Genomic DNA, 17,239 nt, shown 5'->3' with positions numbered 1-17,239 from the left:
TTTAGCATAACAAGTCCTGAAGAACCATAAATGATTAATTTGACTCTAACCAATTAACTAAATCTGTTAGGTTACTGAAGTCTAATAAAGCTTCGCTCAGATTTTCTAGTTGGTTTACAGAAAGAGATTGGATACGTTGTTGAATTTCTGGTGATAGTTCACCTAATCGTCTTTTGAGTTGTTTCAGAATAATTCCTGATTCACCTTCTTGGATACCACGCTCGTAACCAATGCGCTCGGCTGAGGTAATATATCTCATAGTCTGTTCCTGCTCTAATTGTTGAACTTCTGAACACAATTGACTTTCTAAAGCTTTTGGTAAGATCATAACCCAATCGATAAATCGATAGAGGTTACGAATATCTTGTTCTTGTAAGCCTAAATCATATAATCTGCGAATCAAGCTGAATTTCCAGATTTTGCGTTCTTGGGGTGATGAGCGTGTTTGCTGGGTTTTTAAATGCGCCATCACGACTATTGCAAAGGGATTAGTGCTATTTTCTAACTCACCCCAGCGATTTTCATAATCTAACAGTTTCACTATGCCAAATTCAAAATTTAGGCGAGTTTGGGGATAATTATAACTGTAATTATTTGGTCGCCATTGGCAGTTGGTGTCGCATAATATTGCTAAACTAATGGCTGGTTTTTCAAATCTGTCGAAGATGCGAAAGTTGTAGGTGAACATCCGCTTACTGAAGTCATCTTCTTTTTGGGCTTGAATTTCTACGTGGATTAATAACCAGAGTTCTCCACCTTGAATTTGCCAAACTTTGACTAATTGATCAGCGTAGCGTTTACCTTGTTCGGCTTCGCGGGCGATTTGTTGAAATTCGGTGTTGAGAAATTCGTAAGGACGTTCCCAGTTAATTAATGCGGCTGTCTCTGGGAAAAAGAATTGCATAGCTTGGGGGAAATATGCTTCGAGTATTTCTTTCCACGGACTGTCAAAATCTGCGCGTTCATTAGTATCTGTCATGAATGTTATGCTTTATATGCCTAAACATATTGAACATTACAATTATGATAAAATAGGCAAACAATATATATGATAATTTAATTCAAAATGGAAATTTTTTATCGTAAAGTTAACCTTAAAGAACAAAAAAGTGATTTTGCTTATTGGCAAACTAAATCTTATCAGGCACGACTTGAAGCTTTAGAAGAAATACGACAACAATTCCATAAATGGAAATATAACAATGCTGAACCAAGACTTCAAAGAGTTTATACAATTTCTCAACGATAATCATGTCCGCTATCTTGTAGTCGGAGGGTATGCAGTGGCAGTACATGGACATCCTCGTTATACAAAAGATATTGATATCTGGATAGAAATAAGTCTAGAAAATGCTAATAATTTAATTCATGCTTTAGAAGAATTTGGGTTTGGCTCTTTGGGGTTAAAAACTGAAGACTTTGTAATTCCTGATCAAATTATTCAATTAGGTTATCCACCGAATCGAATTGATTTATTGACGACTATTGATGGAGTTAAATTTGAAATTTGTTATCCCTTAAGAGTGGAAGTGATGATTGATAATATTGTTGTTAATTTTATTGATTTAGATAATCTTAGAAAAAATAAGCAAGCATCGGGACGAATGCAAGATTTAGCTGATTTGGAAAATTTGTCTTAGAGGTTGTTTGAAAAGTATTATTTTAAACATAAAAATATTAATAACCTAACCCCCCTAGCCCCCATTCCCTAAAAGGGAATGGGGGTTTCAAAGCCTCTCTCCGCTTCGGGGAGAGGTTTGGAAAGGGGTCTTTATTATCATTCATAACTTTTCAAACATTCTCTTAACTCTAACGAACTTAGAGACATAAAAGAAATAAATATCTTTTATTTAAATTTAAAATTAAGATGGCATCGTCAATGGTTATTTTTGAGCTACTAACATAGCATTAATATGGGTAAAAATTCTGTCTACTTCTCCAATTTCCTCTAATTCGATAACTTCTTCTGTGGTCAATAAATCAGCTTTTTTACGTTCCAGAAGTTCTTCCATCCGTGCTTGCAGTGCATCGTTAAATTTGAATAGATGGAAATGATCTACTTTTTCTGCTTGAATACTACCAAGTAATGATGAAGGTTGGGCAATAACGGTTGTCATGGTTTACCGATAACAGTTTTTAGAGTTATTACTAATTTTAAATAAATTTATCTTGCATCATGGAATTTGGTGTTGGGTTGACGAAGGAAGCCCAACCTACATCTCATGTTTTTTGGGATGACTGGGAAATGAATAATGAGGAAATTGAACGGGTAGCATCTAAGTTTGTTAAAACGAATTGTTATAAACCTAACCCTATAGCTAAGGATAATGTACTACAAAAAGCAGAGCCAGAATGAAGAAACTCGGTGACAGGTATCACAAACCCATAACCCTCAAGACTTCGTGAGAAATCACTTATTCATAAAAGTTAATAATTCTCTGTAACATATAAAGGTTACAGTCTAAAAGTCTCGACGCGAGAGAAGAGACACCCCCAACCCACCCATCTTATCCATCTTTATGAAACCTCCATAACTACTAACTCCAGGGAGGTGCGCTTCTGGTGCTGTTATATCAAAAGTAATTTCACTGTAGTACAACCAGTCTCCTCCTTTCCGCCATCCTACCTTGTCGCCAAAGGCTTGCCAAATTTTATTGTTATAGTCTCTCGTTCCACCCAAACTTTGATAAATGCGCTTTTGAACAGAGAAACCAAACCGCCTGTTGCTGTATTTTACCCACAACTGGTCAATAGTGCGGAGGTCTTCACAGGGAAAATTATCAACGTCCTCTACTCGTAACCACCCTTCCTTTTCCCGTTTCATCACCGCTAACATTACCCGCGTTGTTTCCTGATTTGCTTGTTTCCACTCTCCAGCAGCGAGCAAGTCACGCAGTCTACTGTAGTCCATCCCTACAGCTGACTTTAATTGTACTTCTGCCCGATCGCCACTATTCACCAAACCTAAATTTTGCCGAAATTCTAAGACTGTGGGAGTACGTTCTTCCGGTTCTAACTCCATTCCCTTGAAAATCGCATCATTCACTCTCTGACTAATCTGGGAATTATAACTCCGTGGTTCTGGTAAAGGTTCATTATCATACTTACGATTGAGTGCAGGTACGGGGTGTTCTTCTTCCTCTTTTTTCAATCCATCAGCTGTGAGCAAATAATATAAAGTCGCAGCTAAGGCGTAAACATCTGTATGAGTACCAAAATTACCTTTGCGTCTATATTGTTCAATGGGTGCGTAACCTTGAGTGAAGGAGTTAGTCATGCTTTGGGTGGCAAGATTTCGGGTTAAACCAAAGTCAATGAGGACTGCTTCTTGTTGATGCTGTCGCAGAATGATATTTTGAGGTTTAATATCTCGGTGTAGGTGTCCCTTTTGATGAATCAATTCTAAGGCTTGACCGATTTGGTTTATATATAACAAAGCTTCTGTTTCTGATAATTGTCCTTTGTCTTGGACATATTGAAATAAAGTTACCCCATCTATATATTCCATCACCACGCCAAAGAGTTCGCCTTCTTGAATGACTTCATGCACTTTGAGAATATGGGGATGGTCAAAACCTTTAATAGTCAAGGCTTCGTTAATGAATTTAATCTGTTGTTCAGCAAAGTCACTCCTGAGTTGCATTTGCTGATTTAGGGTTTTGATGGCGTATAGTTTGCCTGTGCTGGGTTCTAAGGCTTTGTAGGTGATACCAAAACCACCGCTACCCAAGGGTTTACCCTGAATGATAAATCTACCGTTGTTGATTTTTTGATCAGGTTGCCAAATTATCATGGGTTTGTGAAAGTGAACTACCCTTGTTAACCTAAGATAACGGGGGTGTGGTGATATGTAGTCAAGTATATTCTAGTTGCCAACTATAGGTATTTGTAGGGATGTGATATTCTGTGTCTCTAGTCGTTTAGGGAACATGAGAAAAATTATCTTATATTCAGGGTTTGGTAAGGTGCATCAGTATATGTAGTAGCGTGGCGAGGCTAAATTTGTGCATTGTATTGAAATGCAATTAAACGCAGATAAACACGAATAAACGCGAATAAATCGATATTTTAATACAGTATTTAAAATTTGACACGCCAGTAAGGTGTGTTAGCGACAGCGTAACGCACCTCCCCCTCAACACTTGGGAGATAACGACCAATGAAATTGATTTCCGAACCATCAATCCCAGTTAAAATCCAGAAAATGAAGGAACGGGTACGATGGCAACATCCCAGTATTCAACAAAGAGGAATTGACCAAACCAGTATAGTTATAGACGATAACCAGAACGACAACCCAGAATTTTCTTTTTTAGTCATTGGGGATAGTGGGACGAAACCCCATTATGGTAGTCATCCCCAAAGACTAGTTGCCGAACTCATGCTTCAGCACAAAGATGAGTGCAGTTTTGTTTTACATACCGGCGATGTCATTTATGTAGTTGGTTCCCATGAATATTACCCAAGCAACTTTATTGAACCATACCGAGAATTTTTAGTCGGTGGAGAACAACCCAATAAGATAGCTTGCGATCGCATGACATTTAATCTACCGTTTTTACCTGTCCTCGGCAATCATGACTACTATGATGTCCCCTTTTTGTATCGCCTTGTGACCGGTAGCACCTTAAGACTGCGGCGAATGCTGCGTTACAAAGACTTTGAAATTGGTTGGCATGGTTCTAATCAAGGTGATGCCTATGCTAAAGCCTTTCTTGATTATCTCACCGCCCTCTCCCCAGAAGCATTACAGCGTCACCTAGACCTCCACTACACCGCCAAAACCCATACAGGTCGCTGTCTGCGTTACGTACCTGGAGAATTTACCCGTATTCCCAACCGTTACTATACCTTCCGCTACGGCGGGATAGATTTTTTCGCCCTTGACTCCAACACTTTTAATACACCCTCTCCCCTCCCCAGCACTCAAGCCGGAGATATCTACCGCCGAGAATTACAACAGCGTCGCCAAGCTATCGACAAAGAAGAGGAATTAATTCTTAACCAATGTGACCAACTCAACCCCGACAACCCCACCGACGCAGAACAACTCGATGATCTCAGCGCGAAACTAGACCAAATCAACGAAATCAAACTCGATATCGAAAAACAACTCGCCTCCCACGACACCCCCCCCACCGACTGGGAACAATTAGACTGGTTACGCCACAGATTAATCGAGTCTTGGCAAAATTCCCAAGTGCGGGGAAGAATCATCTTTTTCCACCATCCCCCCTACGTCACCGAAGCCACCAAATGGCATCAAGCCCAAACCTTAGCAGTGCGTCATCGTTTGCGTTGGGTATTTAATCAAGTAGCCGCAACTCTCGGTGATTTAGTCCAAGACCGTCCATTAGTAGATTTAATTTTCAACGGACACGCCCACTGTTTAGAATACCTGCGTACCGTAGACACCAAACACGCCGACTCTCACCTCAACTGCATTATCTCCGGTGGTAGCGGTCGCCGTCCCCGTCGCCAGCGTCCAGAAGGAGATGAGTTAATGGAAGTTTTTCATGATCAAGCCAATAGTACCTTGCGAAAAGTCGCAGATTCACTCCTTTATGTAGGTCGTCATGGTCAAGGTTTAGAAAGAAAGTTATCCTACTCCTGTGTGCGAATTGATGTCAAACCAGGAAATCCGCCTAAATTCGTCGTCAGACCTTTGGTAGCGGAACGAGTCGGGGAAAAATGGTCTAAAAGTGAGTTGGAAGCGTTTGTTATTTAGCTAGATACAACCATGAACAAGCGAGTTTTGCGTTTTTTAGTCATTTTGGGGATGATTTGCGGCTGTTGGTTGCTAAATAGCCAAAATTTAGTAGCCGACACCATAACTGTGTATGAACAACGTGAAACTCACAGCCCCGATGGTATCGGTAAATACTATATGGGTCGAGAAATCGCCCGTTTTATGAGTCATACAGGTGCAGGTTGGTTAGAAAGACCGAGAAGAGAAGCCGAAGAACAGCCAAGTAAAATTATTAGTGCGCTGAATTTACAATCTGATGATGTAGTCGCTGATATTGGTGCAGGTACAGGTTACTTAAGTTTTCGCATCGCACCTATACTAACTCAAGGGAAAGTGTTGGCTGTGGATATTCAGCCAGAAATGTTAGAGATTATCGGGTTTTTCCGTCAAGAGAAAAACATTCATAACGTTGAGACAGTCTTAGCCACACCCACCGACACCAAATTACCGCCCAACAGTGTAGATGTCGCATTGATGGTGGATGCTTATCATGAATTTGAATATCCCCAAGAAATCATGCAGGGGATTGTCAAAGCCTTAAAACCCGGTGGTAGGGTAGTTTTAGTAGAATATCGCGGTGAAAATCCCTTAATTATGATTAAACGGCTGCATAAGATGACCCAAAAACAAGTCCGCAAAGAAATGCAAGCAGTCGGCTTGGTTTGGCAGGAGACTAAAAATATCTTACCTCAGCAGCATTTAATGCTTTTTACCAAAGTATGAGGTTTGAACATCTATCAAAATCAGTCCCAAAATAAAAGCCTTATGCAAATTTCCGTTTGAATGAGGCTTTTATTTCAATACGGTTCAGATAAGAAAAATAAATTTCAACAAAACCAGCAAATGATCACTCAACAAAAAACGAAAAAATGATTTTGGAGGGGGTTTGGGGGACGCAACCGTCCCCCAATCGGGGGCTTGGGGGAGAATCCCCCAAATCTTGCTCATTGTCTAATAGGCAGAACAAAAATTGAAAAATTAACTCTCACCACTTTAACTGAACCGTATTGGCTTTTATTTTGTCAATCTTGTCTAACTTGACATCGGGATTTAAAGAATTCAGAGAAACTATAGCAGCTATCGGTTGGGTGTAGCACAGTTTTGACCTCTCTCCAAACCTCTCTCCTACAAGCTATCCATTACCCGGATCTTTCTCAACATTTACGAGAGTATTCACTCACGCTTTTTCTAACCCTGATTACTTCGTCCTTGATTCTCAATAAAAAGCCAATTTTAGCGAGAATACAAAAACCGAACTTGTCAAGTATGCTTGACCCCTCAGTCTTCAAGATGACTATAGAACAAGCGTTTTAGGATTGTAAAGAAAGATGTGGGTAACGCATAGCTCCTACAAGGAGGAGCCACTGCGTTGCGCGGGTTCCCCGCGTTGTAGCAAGTGGCGTTAGAGGCTTTGAGTTTTATTTCCTTTCCCTACAAGGGAAGGGGTTAGGGGTTAGATTCCGTATTCCATTCAACAGCAAACCGCTATATCTAAGCCTGTTCCCCGTTCTCTGTTCCCTGTTCCCTATGTATGTCATCTACAAATCAGGAGGCAATATTACCTGATCAATGGCATGGATGACACCGTTACTAGCTTTGATGTCTGCTTGGACTACCTTAGCATCATTGACATTTACACCGGTTTGGGGGTCAACTTTCACACTGATGTCACCACCTTCCACACTCTTGACTGTGCCAGATTTTAAATCACTGGATAGTACTGTGCCAGGAACGACATGATAGGTCAAAAGCTTGACCAATACTTCCTTGTTTTCAGGCTTAAACAATTCTGCTAAAGCATCTTGAGGTAATTTCGCAAAAGCCGCATCCGTAGGAGCAAAGACGGTTAAATTATCATTGCCTTGTAGAACTTCTGCTAGTCCTGCGGCCTTGAGGGCTTTGGTTAAGGTTGTAAAAGAACCGTTAGACTCTGCTAAGGCTAACAAAGTTTTCCCTTGAGTCTCGCTTGTTGGTGCTGCTGGTTTTTCAGTGGCTGGAGTTTCTGTTTCAGGTGCGGTGGGTTGGGTAGCGGGTGGGGGTGTTACTTCAGCAGGTGTGGTGCGACTACCACGATTATAGGGAGGTTCGTTAAATATACTGGGTCGAGGGTTCAGCCTACCACTTTGTGCTATTTGTTTTTTATCATTGCCCTTAGTGACTGGTATGACATTACTAGGGGTAGATTGAGCATTAATTTGAGGACGTTGACTCCGGTTATAGGGATATTCCTGATAAATTGTGGGATTGGGATTTAATACTTCTTTTGCTCCCGATGGTAAGGAAATCAGGAGACTAACACCGGCAAGACCTACTACACTAGCAAAGTTAGTCAGCAGTGTGCTGTAATTGAGCTTCATAAATTTTTTTGTTCTATTTTTACAGCGTGACATTAAAGACTTATAGCATCTTAGTAGCAATAAAATCTAACTGTGGTATTAGAATTTTTGCTTAAACAATAGCTAATCACCTTTTAATCTAACTGTGTAGCAAGCTAAGACCTAAAAATCATAGCTGTATTATTGGGTGTTATGTATTGTCATTGACACGCAATTTAGGATTATAGCAAATCTGATTTAAGTGTGCTAATTTAACTGGAGCTAGGGAAAATATTCTTGTTGTCACCAATACATAAAATAAATTTTCCCCTCAATTCTCAAATCTGAAACTGACCCAAAAATGATTTTTTGGAGTGCATGAATTCAGTAGTAAATTAATTATTGATTCAGGAAATTTACGTGAACTAAAGATACAATTAGGAAGTTAATCTACTCATTAGTTACAAGGTATATAATATGCTGGAATTATACCAATGGGAACTATCTCAATACTCAGAAAAAGTGCGTTTGATTCTAGACTATAAAGGTTTAGAATACCGCAAAATAGAAGTAACACCAGGAATTGGTCAAGTAGACCTATTTAGATTAACTGGGCAAAGACAAGTACCTGTATTAAAAGATGGTAATAGATATATTGCTGATTCTACAGAGATAGCTAAGTATTTAGACTTAGAATATCCCGATCGCCCTTTAATACCCAAAGACCCCAAACAACGGGGTTTAACCTTATTAATGGAAGAATGGGCGGATGAGTCTATAGGTATCAAGGGCAGAAAAGCCTTATTCTCTGCTATCAGTCAAGACCAAAATTTCCGTAAAGCTTTATTACCCACATCTACACCAGATGTTCTCAAAACCTTAGTAGAAGGTGTACCGAGTGATTTCCTCACAGTTTTGGGGTTTGGTGTAGGATATACTCCAGATGTAGTCAAATCCGCGATCGCAGATTTAAAACAAGACCTCGAAGCACTCACCCTGCTATTAGCCGATAGTCCCTATCTCACAGGCGATGAACCCACCCTAGCTGATTTAGCAGTTGCCGGTTTATCTATACTATTAAAGTTCCCCGCAGGAGCTTATCTAGAATTACCAGAAAGCATTAGAGGTAAAGGTGTACCAGGTATAGCTGACAACCCTGATTATGCAGCCTTTTTTGCTTGGCGCGATCGCATCTACACCCAATTCCGCAAACCCCTAATCGGTGTTCCTCCCACCGGTTCTGCACCAACGACAATTCAGATTGATTAGTGGGGATGGGGAATGGGGCATTGGGCATTGGGCATTGGGCATAGGACAAGGTAGCAAAAACTAATGACTAATGACTAATGACGGTTGACTAATGACTAATGACTAATGACTAATGACTAATGACTAATGACAACTCACAACAACCATTAGGTTCAGTAATTGAAGGTTCTCTGACTGGGGGCTTACAAGTGCGATTACACCCCGATGTTTCCGTTGAGGATATGCGGGTTGGGAAATTTTTAGTCGTGCAAGGGATGCGATCGCGCTTTTTTTGTATGCTGACAGATGTCGCATTAGGCGCAGCTAACGCCCGAATTATTGCCAATCCCCCCAGTTGGGAGGACACTTTTTTACGGGAAGTATTAGCTGGTAGCAGCACATACGGGACGATTAATCTCGCACCGATGTTAATGTTTACCCCAGAAGTGAATGAGTCTTTTTCCCCTACAGATGGTAAATCTGTAAACCCCTTTGTCCCCTCTTCTACTAATTTGGCTTCCTTCCAACCCCAAACTAGTACGACGATGGAATTACTCCCCGTCAAAACTATCCCCAGTCACTTCAGTCAGGTTTACGAAGCGAGTGTGGAAGATTTCCGTCGGGTGTTCGGGTGGGAAGATGACCCCCAAAGGCGCAATTTTTCTATCGGTAAACCCTTAGATATGGATGTACCCGTCTGTATCGATTTAAATCGCTTCGTAGAACGTAGCAATGGGGTATTTGGGAAATCAGGTACAGGTAAATCTTTTCTGACACGCTTACTTCTAGCCGGTGTTATCCGTAAAAACGCCGCCGTTAACTTGATTTTTGATATGCACTCTGAATATGGTTGGGAGGCAGTCGCAGAAGGTAAAAATGTTAACACCGTTAAGGGACTCAAGCAATTATTCCCTGGGAGAGTCGAAGTTTACACCCTTGATCCTGAATCTACAAAACGCCGGGGTGTAAGAGATTCTCAAGAACTCTATTTGAGTTATGAGCAAATCGAAGTTGAAGATATTAAATTATGTAGTCGAGATTTAGGTTTATCAGAAGCCGCTTTAGATAACGCCAACATTTTATATAGTGAGTTCGGTAAATCTTGGATTGTCCAACTGCTGAACATGACTAACGAAGAAATTGAGATGTTCTGTGATGAAAAGCGGGGACACAAAGGCTCAATTATGGCGTTACAGCGTAAATTATTACGCTTAGATGGATTGAAATATATGCGGGCGGTATGTCCCCAGAACTATATTAATAAAATCTTACAATCCTTAGAGGCTGGGAAGAATGTAGTAGTAGAATTTGGTTCCCAGTCAAATATGCTCTCTTATATGTTGGTGACAAATATGATCACCAGACGAATTCATGAGCATTATGTCAAAAAAGCCGATAAATTTTTGCAAAGTAAAAATCCTAGCGATCGCCCCACACCCTTAATGATTACGATTGAAGAAGCCCACCGCTTCTTAGATCCCGCGATCGTGCAGAGTACCATCTTCGGAACTATCGCCCGTGAACTGCGGAAATATTTCGTCACACTATTGGTAGTTGATCAACGACCCTCTGGGATAGATAATGAAGTCATGTCCCAAATTGGCACTCGCATCACCGCCTTACTCAACGATGAAAAAGACATCGATGCCATCTTTACAGGTGTTTCCGGTGCTGGTGGCTTAAGGTCTGTACTAGCCAAGCTAGATTCTAAGCAGCAAGCCTTAATTTTAGGTCATGCCGTCCCCATGCCCGTAGTAGTCAGAACCCGTCCTTACGATTCCGTCTTCTACTCTGAAATAGGTGATCCCGCTTGGGAAGAAAAACCCGACGCAGAAGTATTCGCAGCTGCGGAACTAGCTAAAGCCGATTTGGGGTTTTGAGAGTAAATAGTCAATAGTCATTAGTCATTAGTCATTAGTTTTTGCTACCTTGTCTACCTTGTCTACCTTCCAATCCCCAGTCCCCAATCCCCAATCCCCAAACAACCTATTAACTACAATCCCTAAAAGCTAATTCCTAAAATCTCTTGTTCGTATCTTCCCCCCATCATCTTGCCTTTGGGAGTTCGGTTATTTCCCCAGTCACAAGCAACAGCTTACCGGATTTCCGCGTCACTATAGATATAGTTAGCTTGCGTAAGGAAATCCATTTTAAAAAAACACAATTTTGTAATATAATATATATCCCTCTCCAGGCTACTTTACTATTTGCCTGATTTGCTCTACTATAAATTAAGTAGAACTCATACTGACTTCAGATTGAATCGTTGCCGCCCGCAACTAAAGAAAGAATTCTTGAAAAAAACCCAGAATCGTTGGTCAGAGACTCAAAAATAAAGGGAAGGTAGGGGAACATATCTCAAGCACGCGCCTTCTGAAAAATCGAGATCCGCAATTGTAGAAGTTTTGGTAGAAACGGATGTTCTGTGATATCTGATTACTTTTCCCTTTCAGATGTATTTCTCAAGTATTGATTGTGTTTAGGGAGTAGAGGACAACGCACCAATGCCTACTGTTAACACCCACAACGAAGACCTGAACGCCAAATTCACGGCTGATATGGTGCGAACCTATCTGCGAGAAATTGGCAGAGTTCCCTTGCTTACCCGTGAGCAGGAGATTGTTTACGGGAAGCAGGTGCAACAAATGATGTCACTTCTAGATGCTAAAGACGCTTTAGCTAAGAAGTTAGAGCGCGAACCCAGTTTACCAGAGTGGGCAGACCATGTCCGCAAGTCGGAAACCGACGTTAAACAGACGGTAGCTCAAGGTAAGCGCGCCAAGCAAAAGATGATTGAAGCGAACTTACGCTTAGTAGTTGCGATCGCCAAAAAATACCAAAAACGCAATATGGAGTTTTTGGATCTAATCCAAGAGGGAACTTTAGGATTAGAAAGAGGCGTAGAGAAATTTGACCCTATGCGGGGTTATAAATTCTCCACCTACGCTTACTGGTGGATTCGTCAAGCAATTACCCGCGCGATCGCTCAACAAGGGCGCACCATCCGCCTACCTATCCATATTACCGAGAAACTGAACAAAATTAAAAAAGTCCAGCGCGAACTAGCTCAGACTTTAGGGCGATCGCCTTCTCCAGCCGAAATCGCCAAAGAACTAGAACTAGAACCTGCTCAGATTCGTGAGTATCTGAACATGGCGCGTCAACCAGTTTCTTTGGATGTGCGAGTAGGTGACAACCAAGATACAGAACTCCAAGAAATGCTCGAAGATGAAGGCCCATCTCCAGAGTATTACACCACTCAAGAGTTTCTACGCCAAGACTTAAACACCTTGTTAGCGGAACTCACACCCCAACAAAGAGAAGTCTTAGCACTCCGCTTTGGTTTAGAGGATGGTAACGAAATGTCTCTAGCAAAAGTCGGTGAACGCCTAAACCTCAGCCGTGAACGCGTCCGCCAACTAGAACACCAAGCCTTAGCTCATCTCCGTCGCCGTCGAGCTAATGTCAAAGAGTACGTTGCTAGCTAGTTACATAGATGTAGCCGTACTACATCTCCCTAATATGATGCGCCTCCTGAACCCAGGAGGCAATTTTTTTGGTCAATGGTCATTAGTCATTAGTCATTAGTCATTAGAGTCATTAGTCATTACTCAGCACTCATCACTCACCACTCAACACTCAACACTCATCACTCACCACTTTTCCGAAATGAGATGAGTGAGTGTTGTAGATATCTATGTACTTAACAAGATGAGACTTAATTGAGGTGAAAAAGTCTACTTTCGGTAACTGCTAACCATCACAGAGATAAATCAAAACCTCTTATTTGATGGAAGTCTGCGTTGACATCCTCCAATTGGGTGAATCTTATGGGTGAAGCGTCAGGTTATTTAGCAGTGATAATGTGAGACTATCATCGAAAATTGACTAAAAACTCATTTTTTCAAAAGTCTACTATTGACAGACATTTTAATCAAACTTTTGACCGAAACTTAAACGCACAAGACTTAGGTATGGTTTAAGTGAGTCGCTGAGGAAGTCGTGAAATTCGTAACAGGAGGAGTCGGGTGCTTAACAATATTTCTAACATCTTTTCTTTGCGCCAATTGACAATCCCCGCCGTTGGCTTAGTTTTCACCCTGGGTGTGGTAGGTAATCAATCACCTTACTCTACAGAAGCGATCGCTGCTACTACTCCTGTTTCATTACCATCAACACAAACCAGTGAAAATCTTCAGTCACAAAAATCTATATTAGTTGATTCCGTCAATTTAGCAAATAATATTAACACTCAAAAAGCTGCCAAAGACTCTGGAAATAACCAAAAAGTTAATATACCTGTGGAAGATGGCATTTATTTGTATGGTCAATCACCACAACCCAACCAGATAGGCCAGGGTTACGTTGTCTTTCAAAAACGACAAGGTAAATTAGTTGGTGCATTGTATATGCCCAGGTCTGAGTTTAGCTGTTTTCAAGGCACAATGAATAAATCTGGAGAGTTGGCAATGACTGTCACCACCACACCAGATGTAGGTATTGCGCCAGATGTAGCTACAACAAGCAGAATACCTACATTTTCCGGTGATGAACCAATGACCTACGCTTATTCCGTAGCACTGCAAGACTATCACCAGATTGACTCAATTAGTGCTGACGATCGCCGCATTCTCCAAATGTGTACTCAAAGATAGGGATTGGGGATTGGGGATTGGGGACTGGGGACTGGGGACTTGGAAGAAGGAGGAAAGGCGACAGGTAATTTTATGCAAAGACAAAAAATAAGACTTTGGGCGTTGCATAAATGCGGGATGAATTAAGCTTTTCTAGCAAAGTAAACTAACGATTTTTTGCGGCTTTGCGCCTTTGCGCGAAACATAAATCATCCCATTAATCAGCAACGCCAGACTTTGTTTCAAAGCCTCTACCCCAATGGAGATGACCTCATAGAGAGGGGTAAAAATCTCGACTAAAACAAGCGAAATCAGGTGTATAAGTTTTTCTTTTTTCGCATGAAACCACTTGGAAGAATCAACAGACCCAGGGAAGAAAAATTATTACCCAATCCCCAGTCCCCAGTCCCCAACTAAAACTCGATCCCTGGTTGCGCCTTAACGTTTTGGTCACGGAAAGGATGTTTCACCAGGGTCATTTCTGTGACTAGGTCGGCGCGTTCAATAATAGGGGTTGGCGCGCCTCTACCTGTAAGGATGACGTGCTTACTGGATGGTTTTTGAGCAAGACCTGCTAACACATCATCGACTTGTAAGTATCCCATTTTCAGGGCGATATTGATTTCATCTAACAGCACTAGCTGAAAATCGGGGTTACGGATAAATTCTAGGGACTTTTCCCAGGCTGCGTTAGCTTTTTCGATATCGCGATCGCGGTCTTGAGTTTCCCAGGTAAAGCCTTCACCCATTGCGTGAAATTCGATTTGGTCGCGCCAAAGACTAAACACCTTTTTTTCTGAAGGTTCCCACGAACCTTTGATGTATTGGACGATCGCCACCTTGTAACCGTGACCGAGCGATCGTAACACCATTCCCAGTGCGGCGGTTGTTTTCCCTTTACCGTTACCAGTATTGACAATAATTAAGCCTTTTTCTGGCACAGCTGAAGCTATGCGTCGTTCTTGTACTTCTTTACGACGCTGCATTTTTTGCTGATACTGTTCATTAGTCAGATTAGCTGACATTATTTCATCAATTAAACGTTCAATTTCCTTATCTGATTCTAATGCTTCTTGTGTATCGCTTATCATCAAAATCACCAAGAATACAGAAAATAAATGTGACAATGAACCAAACCAAGAGCAACTTATGTTTGGGTGAATGAGTATCTGAGGCGAATTTGGCAGAGAATCAAGAAAAAATTAGAGGAAATACTGCTATTTTTACTAAACCTTCTCTCGTAGGAGATGTTGCGGACAGGATTTAGTAGTTCACTGTATAAGAATCTCTTTAATGTACTTCTATCTAGCACGAAATTTTGCAAATAGCCTGGAAGCCTAAGTATGTCTCACAACATTACGCTAGAAAATATTGATTGATTATATACTTACGTTTTTACCATTATTTTCTAACCTAAGTTGCCAATTATATGACATCCAAGTTGAACCTCCAACTTTAGATTCCTATAATTATTCTAGAGAAATTTAATAACTTCATCACACACTTTATACAGAAAATTTTGTCATATCTTTTGATTGAATAAAATGGCGAGATGAAGCTGAACGTTTAAATGTTGCCGATATTTATACAATACAGAAATTATTCACTGTCCACGTTCATCAAGAACGTTTTTGTAGTGTACATCTAGCAGATATGCTAGCTCATAATCATTTCTTGACAATGTTGCACAGACTAAGTAAAACGGTGTAAATAATTAAAGGTTAGTAGTGAGGACTTTAGTCCTCAAATAAGGACTAAAGTCCTCACTACGAACTCAATTTTAGTTTGTTAATGTTTTTTGAGCCAAAAAAAGCCTGATCGGACAGAGTTTTCAACTCAAATTTCCGAGAATAATCTATTCCCATACTTGATTAATTCTGACTTTTCCAAGTTCCGTGGAAACTGTGGGGGATGACGCTGGGTAATTCTAATTTGCAAATGGGTTCTTGGTCTAGGCGATCGCAATCATAGATCCAAACTTCGCTACGATGAGAATTACCGTCATATACCACCGTTAAAACCCAATCTTCTACAAGAATTGGTTCAGAAGGATAAAAGTTTTCACCTGGGTTAGCTTCGGTGAGGGTTTGGGTCTTGTGGTCGAAGCGAGCGATCGCGTTTAATATTTCTTGGCTGATGTCTGTACCTGGTCGAGTTATGGACATATAAGTGTAACGCGAAGCTTGTCCGACATTGGCTTTGGGAACAAGGGGGAATTCACAAGTCCTGTCTAGTAATGTTTCAATGGCGGTGACTTTACCTGTTTGGGGTTGTAGTTGTACTCGTGTTAATGTCGTCTCAGCGAGAGTATGAGTTTCACCTGCGGCGACTTCTTTAAGATATTGGTTAGTTTGAAAGTCTTGATAACGGGCAAAATCTATAATTACCGTCCCGCTAGGATCAACATAGCCGTTGGCAAAGTGCCACTGATACCAAGGTTCTGTTTTAGCACGACTGACTAAAGTTAATGTCTCACGGTCAAATACTAAAATTTCCGTGCCTAATTCTGGTTGCCATTTCATCGAGTCGCTGTAAGTCCCGACACCAAATAGCACAGGCATCACATTGATTCTGACTGGTGGGGCAAAAAAGATGAGATATTGACCAGCTAGCACAAAATCATGAATTACTGGGAAACCTTCTAAAGTAAACTTATTCTTTTGCAGAATCTTGCCAGTATAGTTACTTTTATAGATATTCAGAACCGCATTGACGCTAGGAGTAACACCAAAGTTGAAAATTTCCCCTGTGTGGGGGTCAACTTTGGGATGAGCAGAATAGGCTAAACCTTGATCTAGCCCACCTAAATTATCTAAGCCTTGAGTTTCTAGGGTTTCGAGGTCAAGGGCGTAGGGGTGATTACCTTCCCACAGTGCCAAGAGTTTATCCGGTAATGCTAACACCGACGTATTAGCAGCGTGTTTCACTGGTCGTAGCCATTGATTCCAAATCGCGCCGGGTGCAGTCATGCCATAATTGCCGTATAAAAATTTCCCGGCTACGGTTTCGGCTTGATAACCTGTAGTCTGCACATAGCGATAAACCGCACTAGCCCCTGCGTCAGTGAACTTGACAGCCAGAATTGCCCCATCCCCATCAAACCAATGCCCTACACGCACACCACCCCGTTCTAGCCTGGCTGCACCATTGCGGTAGAGTGTACCACGCAAGCGATCGGGAATACTGCCGGAGATAATTGGCAACTGGGTAGGCGGAAATTCCTTTGCAGGTTCAATGACTGCCTTTGCCCAAGCTTTTTTTGTTGACTTTTGATCTAATATCTGCATATTAAG

Annotated in this window: 15 protein-coding genes; 9 read left to right on the top strand and 6 right to left on the bottom strand. The window is 41.2% G+C overall.

The genetic code is table 11. From position 1 onward, the window contains the following. Nucleotides 1–34: 34 nt before the first annotated feature. Nucleotides 35–979 carry a DUF4351 domain-containing protein gene (locus ACQFX9_RS21225; protein ID WP_427158278.1) on the bottom strand — a complete coding sequence of 315 codons (945 nt, stop codon included), beginning with the start codon at nucleotides 977–979 and terminating at the stop codon, nucleotides 35–37. A gap of 223 nt (nucleotides 980–1,202) precedes the next feature. On the opposite strand from ACQFX9_RS21225, the gene ACQFX9_RS21220 reads away from it, so the two are divergent. After that, nucleotides 1,203–1,640 (top strand): hypothetical protein, encoded by a 438-nt coding sequence (locus ACQFX9_RS21220; RefSeq protein WP_427158277.1) that lies wholly within the window; start codon nucleotides 1,203–1,205, stop codon nucleotides 1,638–1,640. A 243-nt stretch (nucleotides 1,641–1,883) separates the two neighbouring features. On the opposite strand, the gene ACQFX9_RS21215 is transcribed toward ACQFX9_RS21220, so the two are convergent. Beyond that, nucleotides 1,884–2,117 carry a hypothetical protein gene (locus tag ACQFX9_RS21215; RefSeq protein ID WP_427158275.1) on the bottom strand — a complete coding sequence of 78 codons (234 nt, stop codon included), beginning with the start codon at nucleotides 2,115–2,117 and terminating at the stop codon, nucleotides 1,884–1,886. Between the two features lie 59 nt (nucleotides 2,118–2,176). Between ACQFX9_RS21215 and ACQFX9_RS21210 the strand changes: the two genes are divergently transcribed. After that, complete coding sequence (locus ACQFX9_RS21210; RefSeq protein WP_427158273.1) at nucleotides 2,177–2,356, top strand: hypothetical protein; 180 nt, start codon at nucleotides 2,177–2,179, stop codon at nucleotides 2,354–2,356. Between the two features lie 105 nt (nucleotides 2,357–2,461). On the opposite strand, the gene ACQFX9_RS21205 is transcribed toward ACQFX9_RS21210, so the two are convergent. Continuing rightward, the gene (locus ACQFX9_RS21205; protein ID WP_427158271.1) at nucleotides 2,462–3,793 is read right to left on the bottom strand and encodes a GUN4 domain-containing protein; all 1,332 of its coding nucleotides are present in this window, start codon (nucleotides 3,791–3,793) and stop codon (nucleotides 2,462–2,464) included. Nucleotides 3,794–4,159: 366 nt separating this feature from the next. Between ACQFX9_RS21205 and ACQFX9_RS21200 the strand changes: the two genes are divergently transcribed. Continuing rightward, complete coding sequence (locus ACQFX9_RS21200; protein WP_427158269.1) at nucleotides 4,160–5,728, top strand: metallophosphoesterase family protein; 1,569 nt, start codon at nucleotides 4,160–4,162, stop codon at nucleotides 5,726–5,728. A gap of 51 nt (nucleotides 5,729–5,779) precedes the next feature. After that, complete coding sequence (locus tag ACQFX9_RS21195) at nucleotides 5,780–6,472, top strand: class I SAM-dependent methyltransferase (protein ID WP_427162962.1); 693 nt, start codon at nucleotides 5,780–5,782, stop codon at nucleotides 6,470–6,472. Nucleotides 6,473–7,287: 815 nt separating this feature from the next. Here the strand turns inward: ACQFX9_RS21195 and ACQFX9_RS21190 are convergent. Beyond that, the gene (locus ACQFX9_RS21190; protein ID WP_427158267.1) at nucleotides 7,288–8,106 is read right to left on the bottom strand and encodes a fasciclin domain-containing protein; all 819 of its coding nucleotides are present in this window, start codon (nucleotides 8,104–8,106) and stop codon (nucleotides 7,288–7,290) included. 435 nt (nucleotides 8,107–8,541) lie between these two features. Here ACQFX9_RS21190 and ACQFX9_RS21185 point away from each other — a divergent pair, with 435 nt between their 5' ends. The 4 genes from ACQFX9_RS21185 to ACQFX9_RS21170 all read left to right on the top strand — a co-directional run bounded on the left by ACQFX9_RS21185 (nucleotide 8,542) and on the right by ACQFX9_RS21170 (nucleotide 13,967). Continuing rightward, nucleotides 8,542–9,333, top strand: a complete 792-nt coding sequence (locus ACQFX9_RS21185; RefSeq protein ID WP_427158265.1) for a glutathione S-transferase family protein — start codon at nucleotides 8,542–8,544, stop codon at nucleotides 9,331–9,333. A gap of 119 nt (nucleotides 9,334–9,452) precedes the next feature. Next, the gene (locus ACQFX9_RS21180; protein WP_427158263.1) at nucleotides 9,453–11,192 is read left to right on the top strand and encodes a helicase HerA domain-containing protein; all 1,740 of its coding nucleotides are present in this window, start codon (nucleotides 9,453–9,455) and stop codon (nucleotides 11,190–11,192) included. Nucleotides 11,193–11,816: 624 nt separating this feature from the next. Beyond that, on the top strand, nucleotides 11,817–12,800 hold the full coding sequence (locus ACQFX9_RS21175; protein ID WP_103136439.1) for an RNA polymerase sigma factor, RpoD/SigA family: 984 nt from the start codon (nucleotides 11,817–11,819) through the stop codon (nucleotides 12,798–12,800). A 540-nt stretch (nucleotides 12,801–13,340) separates the two neighbouring features. Beyond that, complete coding sequence (locus ACQFX9_RS21170) at nucleotides 13,341–13,967, top strand: hypothetical protein (RefSeq protein ID WP_427158261.1); 627 nt, start codon at nucleotides 13,341–13,343, stop codon at nucleotides 13,965–13,967. Nucleotides 13,968–14,359: 392 nt separating this feature from the next. Here the strand turns inward: ACQFX9_RS21170 and cobO are convergent, their stop codons facing one another. Continuing rightward, complete coding sequence (cobO, locus tag ACQFX9_RS21165) at nucleotides 14,360–15,037, bottom strand: cob(I)yrinic acid a,c-diamide adenosyltransferase (RefSeq protein WP_427158259.1); 678 nt, start codon at nucleotides 15,035–15,037, stop codon at nucleotides 14,360–14,362. 448 nt (nucleotides 15,038–15,485) lie between these two features. Between cobO and ACQFX9_RS21160 the strand changes: the two genes are divergently transcribed. Continuing rightward, nucleotides 15,486–15,656: a DUF6508 domain-containing protein gene (locus tag ACQFX9_RS21160; RefSeq protein WP_427162961.1), complete on the top strand. Its 171-nt coding sequence runs from the start codon at nucleotides 15,486–15,488 to the stop codon at nucleotides 15,654–15,656. A gap of 161 nt (nucleotides 15,657–15,817) precedes the next feature. On the opposite strand, the gene ACQFX9_RS21155 is transcribed toward ACQFX9_RS21160, so the two are convergent. After that, entirely contained in the window at nucleotides 15,818–17,233 is a 1,416-nt protein-coding gene (locus ACQFX9_RS21155) for a carotenoid oxygenase family protein (RefSeq protein WP_427158258.1), read from the bottom strand. Nucleotides 17,234–17,239 lie beyond the last annotated feature (6 nt).

This window comes from Aliinostoc sp. HNIBRCY26, assembly GCF_050235535.1.
In the GTDB taxonomy this organism is placed as follows: Bacteria; Cyanobacteriota; Cyanobacteriia; order Cyanobacteriales; family Nostocaceae; genus Trichormus.
The sequence above is the reverse complement of the archived record's forward strand: the minus strand, read 5'-3'. Positions and strand labels throughout refer to the sequence as shown.

What these genes read in the sequence shown, in the direction of transcription:
- ACQFX9_RS21155 (WP_427158258.1), bottom strand. Translation starts at nt 17,233, where the DNA reads ATGCAGATATTAGATCAAAAGTCAACAAAAAAAGCTTGGGCAAAGGCA.
- ACQFX9_RS21220 (WP_427158277.1), top strand. Translation starts at nt 1,203, where the DNA reads ATGCTGAACCAAGACTTCAAAGAGTTTATACAATTTCTCAACGATAAT.
- ACQFX9_RS21185 (WP_427158265.1), top strand. Translation starts at nt 8,542, where the DNA reads ATGCTGGAATTATACCAATGGGAACTATCTCAATACTCAGAAAAAGTG.
- cobO (WP_427158259.1), bottom strand. Translation starts at nt 15,037, where the DNA reads ATGATAAGCGATACACAAGAAGCATTAGAATCAGATAAGGAAATTGAA.
- ACQFX9_RS21190 (WP_427158267.1), bottom strand. Translation starts at nt 8,106, where the DNA reads ATGAAGCTCAATTACAGCACACTGCTGACTAACTTTGCTAGTGTAGTA.
- ACQFX9_RS21195 (WP_427162962.1), top strand. Translation starts at nt 5,780, where the DNA reads ATGATTTGCGGCTGTTGGTTGCTAAATAGCCAAAATTTAGTAGCCGAC.
- ACQFX9_RS21210 (WP_427158273.1), top strand. Translation starts at nt 2,177, where the DNA reads ATGGAATTTGGTGTTGGGTTGACGAAGGAAGCCCAACCTACATCTCAT.
- ACQFX9_RS21205 (WP_427158271.1), bottom strand. Translation starts at nt 3,793, where the DNA reads ATGATAATTTGGCAACCTGATCAAAAAATCAACAACGGTAGATTTATC.
- ACQFX9_RS21200 (WP_427158269.1), top strand. Translation starts at nt 4,160, where the DNA reads ATGAAATTGATTTCCGAACCATCAATCCCAGTTAAAATCCAGAAAATG.
- ACQFX9_RS21215 (WP_427158275.1), bottom strand. Translation starts at nt 2,117, where the DNA reads ATGACAACCGTTATTGCCCAACCTTCATCATTACTTGGTAGTATTCAA.
- ACQFX9_RS21180 (WP_427158263.1), top strand. Translation starts at nt 9,453, where the DNA reads ATGACTAATGACAACTCACAACAACCATTAGGTTCAGTAATTGAAGGT.
- ACQFX9_RS21225 (WP_427158278.1), bottom strand. Translation starts at nt 979, where the DNA reads ATGACAGATACTAATGAACGCGCAGATTTTGACAGTCCGTGGAAAGAA.
- ACQFX9_RS21175 (WP_103136439.1), top strand. Translation starts at nt 11,817, where the DNA reads ATGCCTACTGTTAACACCCACAACGAAGACCTGAACGCCAAATTCACG.